Raw genomic sequence first — 6,199 nt, 5'->3', positions numbered from 1 at the left:
ATTCGGGAGTGCAAAGGTAACCCCTTTTTTATCCCCCGCAATAACTATTTGCAAAGTTTTTAATGATTTTTTCTAGCAATATTAACTATACCCTAGTAATCAAGAAGTTATATAGTCGGGTTATTTTAAAATAGTTTGTTTTCTATCCGGTCCTATTGAAACCATGTTGATTGGGACACCTAAATATTCTTCAATAAAGGCTATATAATCTGTTAATTCTTTAGGAAGCCCCTCGAAAGAACTGATACCATCCAAGCTAGAGTCCCACCCTTTGAATCCCTTATATATAGGCTCTACATCATTTTCTACAATGTCGTAGGGGAATTCATCAGTTACGGTGCCATCAGATAGCCTATAATGGGTACACGCTTTAATTGTTTCAAAAGTAGAGAGAACATCTGACTTCATCATAAAGAGCTCTGTTACCCCATTGATCATCACTACGTACTTCAAAGCTGGCAAATCCAACCATCCGCACCTGCGTGGCCGACCTGTAGTAGCTCCAAACTCATTTCCAATTTTTGCCATCTCTTTCCCGCTGTCATCAAACAATTCTGTTGGAAACGGGCCGCTACCTACTCTTGTACAATAGGCTTTGAAAATACCGAAGACTCTTTCTATTCTATTAGGTGCTACGCCAAGACCTGTACAAACTCCAGCAGTTGTTGTATTGGAACTTGTAACAAACGGATAGCTACCAAAATCAACATCTAGGAGAGAACCTTGTGCACCTTCTGCCAAAACTGATCTGTCATTCTGCAGTTCTTTGTTGATTAAGTACTCTGAATTAGCCAGGTTAAAAGTTTTAAGAAACTCAACCGCATTAAAGAAATCTTCCTCAAGCGGGGCTAAATCATACTCATGTTTATAAAAATCAAGAATAGCTAAATGCTGATTTCTTAATTCGTTGTATTTTTCCTTAAACTTATCTGAAAGAATATCACCTACTCTCAAGCCTAACCTGGCAATTTTATCCTGATAAGTAGGGCCAATTCCCTTTAATGTCGACCCTATCTTTTTATTTCCCTTAGAATTCTCATAGGCCGCATCAAGCAATCTATGGGTAGGCAAAATTAACTGTGCCTTGTTAGATATGAATAGGTTCTTTTTAAAATCAATATTGAATGGCTCTAACTTTTCAATCTCTTTTTTAAAGATAACAGGATCAAGCACAACCCCATTGCCTATGACATTTTTGATGTTTTCACGGAATATACCACTAGGTATTTGATGCAACACATGTTTTATACCATCAAATTCTAAAGTATGACCTGCATTAGGTCCTCCTTGAAAGCGCGCTACAGTATCATATTTTGGTGCTAATACATCTACAACTTTACCTTTACCTTCATCACCCCACTGCAGTCCGAGCAAAACATCCATGTTCATATTGATTGTATTTTAATAGCTTGATGCTATTCTTTGATAAGTATATTAAAAGTGATTTATGATTATGCGGCTTCCAGAAAATCTATAGCCTCTGATTCTTTTTCAAAAACATTGAAGATATTATTGAGCTTGGTGATCACAAGCAACTTCTTTACCTGATCAGACGGATTCAATAAAACCACTTCTCCCCCTTTATTTCTCAGTTTGGTAAGAATGGTTATTAGAACTCCAATTCCGCTACTGTTCATGTAACGAACATTCTCGATATTGACAACAGCTTTGTTAACACCTTTATTTAGGTGATCATTAATTGCATCGAGGATTCCCGGACCGTTATTTTCTCCGATTAAATCACCCGATAAATTAAGGTGTATAATATTGTTTTTGACTTCGTGTTGAAAATCCATTATTTATCTTCTGCTTCTAAATTAAGTTTGGCCTGGCAATCGCCACAAATGCCATATAAGTTTAATGAGTGATGCATTATTCTAAAGTTTAGCAAATCACCCACCATTGTTTTTATATTTTGTAATCGCGGATCGCAAAACTCTACCACCTTATGACACTCAGCACAAATTACATGATCGTGCTGCTTGTAACCGTAAGATTTCTCATACTGGGCCAGGTTTTTACCAAACTGATGTTTACTCACAAGATCACACTCAACAAGTAAATCGAGCGTATTATATACGGTAGCTCTACTTACCCGGTAATTCTTGTTCTTCATACTTATATATAAAGACTCAACATCAAAATGACCTGAACGAGTATAAATCTCTTCTAGTATAGCATATCGTTCAGGGGTTTTACGCAAACCCTTGTTTTCTAAGTAGGCGGTAAATATCTGTTTTACTTCTTTAAAGACCTTTTCGTTTAACACTTTTCCTCCCTTCTTGACATTAGTCGCAAATATAGAAAAAAGGTTTCTTAATCGTAACGATTCACCTTAACAATACCATTAACTGCTCTGAGCTTTGCAATAAGATCATCTAGATGCTTGGTACTTTGTACAAACAAGTGAATTTTACCTTCAAAAATACCATCTTGTGTATCTACCGAAATGGACTGCATATTAACTTTCAATTCATCAGAGATAATTTGAGTAACATCACTTATTAATGCTACTCTATCCGTGCCTATAATTTGTAGACCAGCCAAAAACGCTATTTCCTGTTGAGAAGTCCACCTGGCTTTCACTACCCTGTTTCCATGGTTCGAAAGTAATTCCGGAGCATTTGGACAAGAGGTACGATGAATTTTTATACCCTCATTCACTGTAACGAATCCAAAGACATCATCACCCGGAATAGGATTGCAACATTTTGCTATAGTATAATCCACTACGTCCATATCTTCCCCAATGAGGAGCATATCCTGTCCCTTCGCCTGCTTTAGTTCCTTTTCGAAGGTTTTAGCATCTGAAGCTTGTCTTATACGCTTGCCTGACTTTGGCTTTGGTTCAAGCACTTCATCCTGAAATTTCTTGATGTTTTTTGGATCATGCTTACCCGTGCCTATTCCGTAATATAAATCTAGCGGTGTTTTCTCGTTAAAATAAGCTCTAATACGATTGATTACCTCATCTTTAGGTTCAATCTTCATCTGCTTCAGCTTTCTGTAGACAATCTCCTTCCCTTCTAAGGCTGCAGATTTCTTCTCTTCTTTAAGAACATCCTTGATTTTTGATTTAGCTTTGGATGATACTGTGAATCGAAGCCAATCTTCATTTGGTTTTTGTTTATTTGATGTCAGTATTTCAACCTGATCGCCATTTTTAAGCTCATGATTTATGGGCACCAGTCTCTGATTGACTTTGGCACCTATGCATTTTGCACCAACTTCTGTATGAATATCAAAAGCAAAATCTAATGCTGTAGCTCCATTTGGTAGTGTTTTTAATTCACCCTTTGGGGTAAAAACAAATACTTCATCAGAAAATAAATTTGAGCGGAAATCATCAACAAATTCGATAGCGCTTGTGTCATTTGACTCAAGCATATCACGTACCCGGGCAATCCATTGTTCTAGTCTGGTTTGCTCAGGGTTTGAATAACTATCTTTGTATTTCCAGTGTGCCGCATAACCCTTTTCAGCGATATCATCCATCCGTTTGGTCCTAATTTGCACCTCAACCCATTGACCTTTATCACTCATAACTGTGGTATGTAGTGACTCATAGCCATTGGCTTTAGGAGTAGAGATCCAATCGCGCAAGCGGTCAGGATTAGGCTTGTAAAAATCAGTAACAATAGAATAAACCTCCCAGCAAGCTGCTTTTTCGTTTTCTACGGGTGCATCAATTATTATTCTGATGGCAAAAAGATCGTAAACCTGCTCGAATGGAATATTCTGCTTCTTCATTTTATTCCAAATTGAATAAATTGATTTAGGCCTTCCCTTAATTACGTAATCCCACTTAGTTTTTCTTAAATCATCTTCAAAGGGACTTGTGAAGCTTTTGATGAATTTCGCCCGTGCGGTTTTGGTCTCGTTGATTTTATTAGCAATGTCGCGATAAACCTCATTTTGGGTGTATTTTAAATGAAGATCTTCAAGTTCAGACTTGATTGCATATAAACCGAGACGATGCGCCAGCGGTGCATAAAGGTAGATGGTTTCAGATGTAATCTTCATCTGTTTATTGCGTGGCATGCTCTCAAGTGTACGCATGTTATGCAGCCTATCCGCCAATTTGATAAGGATTACCCGAACATCTTTAGATAAAGTCAGGAGCATCTTTCTAAAGTTCTCCGCTTGCTGCGAAGTTCCGTATTCGAATACTCCAGAAATTTTTGTTAAACCATCGATAATAGGTGCTACTTTAGGACCAAACTCTCGTTCGATATCCTCCAACTCCCATTCCGTATCTTCTACTACATCATGCAGCAATGCTGCTATTATTGATGTGGTACCCAAACCAATTTCTTCAACAGCTATAGTCGCAACTGCTATTGGATGCAAAATATAAGGCTCCCCGGACTTCCTGCGCATGTCCTTGTGAGCCTCCATAGAAGTTGTAAAAGCCTTTTTTATCAATTTGGCATCACCCGGTTTAAGGAATGGCTTTGCCTTTCTAAGCAGCTTACGATACTCTCTTAAAATTACTTTTCTTTCTTCTTCAAAGTCTATTTCTAACATAAATTATTGTCAGCGAAATTATTTTTCAAAGTAAACCAATATTTTTTCAATTTGCCTATTGCATAAAAAATTAATCTTACTACATTTGCACTTCAATTTTAATGAAAGCGGATGTGGCGAAATTGGTAGACGCACTAGACTTAGGATCTAGCGCTTCACGGCATGGGGGTTCGAGTCCCTCCATCCGCACACAAGAACAACCCTTAACTTTTGGTAACAAATACCTCAGTTGAGGGTTTTTTCGTAATATATCACCATAAAAAAATAGCATTTTGGACATTACACTCAACAAAAAGGATTCAACAAACGCTTCTATTAAAATTATATTAAAAGAAGATGATTATCAACCTAATGTTGAACAAAAGATTAAGGAATATGGTAAAAAAGCCAATATAAAAGGTTTTAGACCTGGAAAAGTTCCTGCTTCTTATATTAAGAAACTTTATGGAAAAAGCATCTTAGTAGAAGAAATCAATCAATTGTTATCAAAATCTTTGAATGACTACATCAAAGATGAAAAGCTTCAGATTTTAGGTGAACCTATGCCTAATCAGGAAGATGCCGCTAAAATTGATTGGGATAATCAAAAAGAGTTTGAATTTGAATACAACCTTGGTTTGGTTGATGAATTCGAATTAAAGCTGGATGATAAAGTAAAAGTTGACAAATACACCATTAAGGTTGATGACAAGGTGATGAAAGAAACACTTGACAACCTTAAAGAGCAGTATGGCGAGCAGGAGGAAGTTGATACTGCTAAAGCTGGAGATACGATTACCGGTAAATTAGTATCAGAAAATGAAGAAGAACAGCAGAAAGTTGTTTTACCTCTGAACGATCTTGAAAAGAAAGCTCAAAAACAGTTTGTAGGTGCCAAGAAAGAAGATTCTATTACTTTTGACGTAGAAAAGGCTTTTACTTCAGTTGAAGCTAAATCAAGATTTTTAGGCCAAAACGAGACTGATGCTGCTGCAACAAAAGGCGATTACACATTGGCTATTCAGGAAATCAAGAGAACTAAGCCTGCTGAAATCAATCAGGAATTATTTGATAAGGTATTTGGTAAAGATGCTGTTAAATCAGAAGAAGAATTTAACAACAAGATCAAAGAAACCATTGCTGAAAATTACAACAGAGAAACTGAAAACCTTTTAAGCAGAGATATTCAGAACCATTTAGTTGAGAAAACTAAAATAGGTTTACCTGATGAGTTTCTTAAAAACTGGTTGCTTGTAAGTAACGAAGGAAAAGTAACTCAAGAGCAAATTGATAAGGAATATGATCTTTATGCAAAAGACTTAAGATGGAACCTTATCAAGAACAAAATTGCTGACAACAATGAAGATTTAAAAGTAGAGCACGAAGACGTAATGGCTCATACCAAAGAAATGATCAAGCAGCAGTTTGGTCAGTATGGCATGTCAGATCAGCTTGAAAACAACTTGGATAGTTTTGCCAACAACTACCTGCAAGGAGAGAATGGTGAAAACTATAGAAAAGTATTTGAAGAGTTATTAAGCAAAAAAGCTATGGACTACATCAAGTCTCAAATCAAGGTTACTGAAAAGAAAGTTGACCTTGATGGCTTCAAAAAAGCTGTTGACAATAACTAAAGTACAAAAACACCGTTATATTGAAAGTCCTTTTAAAGAAGGACTTTTTTTTTATTTTT

General features: G+C 36.5%; 5 protein-coding genes and 1 tRNA gene. 2 read left to right on the top strand and 4 right to left on the bottom strand.

The features are described 5' to 3' along the window. Window positions 1-120 precede the first annotated feature (120 nt). From JKP34_RS07445 to JKP34_RS07430, 4 genes are all read right to left on the bottom strand, one after another. Entirely contained in the window at window positions 121-1,389 is a 1,269-nt protein-coding gene (locus tag JKP34_RS07445; protein ID WP_201919243.1) for an adenylosuccinate synthase, read from the bottom strand. A gap of 62 nt (window positions 1,390-1,451) precedes the next feature. Further along, window positions 1,452-1,796, bottom strand: a complete 345-nt coding sequence (locus JKP34_RS07440) for an STAS domain-containing protein (RefSeq protein ID WP_201919241.1) — start codon at window positions 1,794-1,796, stop codon at window positions 1,452-1,454. After that, window positions 1,796-2,269, bottom strand: a complete 474-nt coding sequence (locus JKP34_RS07435) for a Fur family transcriptional regulator (protein ID WP_201919239.1) — start codon at window positions 2,267-2,269, stop codon at window positions 1,796-1,798. The genes JKP34_RS07440 and JKP34_RS07435 overlap by 1 nt, the downstream gene beginning before the upstream one ends. A 47-nt stretch (window positions 2,270-2,316) precedes the next feature. Further along, the gene (locus tag JKP34_RS07430; RefSeq protein ID WP_201919237.1) at window positions 2,317-4,527 is read right to left on the bottom strand and encodes a RelA/SpoT family protein; all 2,211 of its coding nucleotides are present in this window, start codon (window positions 4,525-4,527) and stop codon (window positions 2,317-2,319) included. Between the two features lie 107 nt (window positions 4,528-4,634). Here JKP34_RS07430 and JKP34_RS07425 point away from each other — a divergent pair. Further along, window positions 4,635-4,716: transfer RNA gene (locus JKP34_RS07425), tRNA-Leu, on the top strand. Between the two features lie 83 nt (window positions 4,717-4,799). Continuing rightward, window positions 4,800-6,140 (top strand): trigger factor, encoded by a 1,341-nt coding sequence (gene tig, locus JKP34_RS07420; RefSeq protein ID WP_201919235.1) that lies wholly within the window; start codon window positions 4,800-4,802, stop codon window positions 6,138-6,140. The last annotated feature ends 59 nt before the right edge of the window (window positions 6,141-6,199 follow it).

This window comes from Marivirga atlantica (genome assembly GCF_016734805.1).
GTDB classification, from domain to species: domain Bacteria; phylum Bacteroidota; class Bacteroidia; order Cytophagales; family Cyclobacteriaceae; genus Marivirga; species Marivirga atlantica.
Note: the sequence above shows the minus strand (reverse complement) of the source record. Positions and strands in the feature narration are given on the sequence as shown.